Origin of the sequence: Vibrio ichthyoenteri ATCC 700023, assembly GCF_000222605.1 — a bacterium.
In the GTDB taxonomy this organism is placed as follows: Bacteria; Pseudomonadota; Gammaproteobacteria; order Enterobacterales; family Vibrionaceae; genus Vibrio; species Vibrio ichthyoenteri.
In genome coordinates, this window is record NZ_AFWF01000052.1 from 1 (window position 1) to 411 (window position 411).

Annotated in this window: 1 protein-coding gene; it reads right to left on the reverse strand. The window is 34.5% G+C overall.

What is annotated here, in order from left to right; genetic code table 11:
- Positions 1-35: 35 nt before the first annotated feature.
- On the reverse strand, positions 36-411 hold a 376-nt coding region (locus RH85_RS22905; RefSeq protein ID WP_006711183.1), incomplete at its 5' end, for a hypothetical protein.

Genomic DNA, 411 nt, shown 5'->3' on the forward strand with positions numbered 1-411 from the left:
AGCCTTAAAAAAACAGTATAACTGTACAGATTCGCTTAATTCATGCTGCTCACATTACAATTAAGACGAGTACCGACACCGCCCATATGGCGGACATCGTAATCATTAAGTACATTTGCATAATAAAAGCTATCACGTTCATAATTTTGATAACTATTAATATATCGCACCCAATACCTTGCTGTTTTTACAAACGTAGCATAAGCATCGATACTTGCGTTCGCATAAATTTTTTCTAGAGATTCATTTAAATCAATATCGCAGGTCAAAACCTGGCCAGAAGTAAAATTGACATCCATACCATTGTAGACATTAATAGGCTGCTTATCTTTGTTTACAACCCATTGGTAAATTTCTTTCCCTGATTCTGCGGTAAAGGGTTTTTGATATTTATATTCAATCTGCTCTATA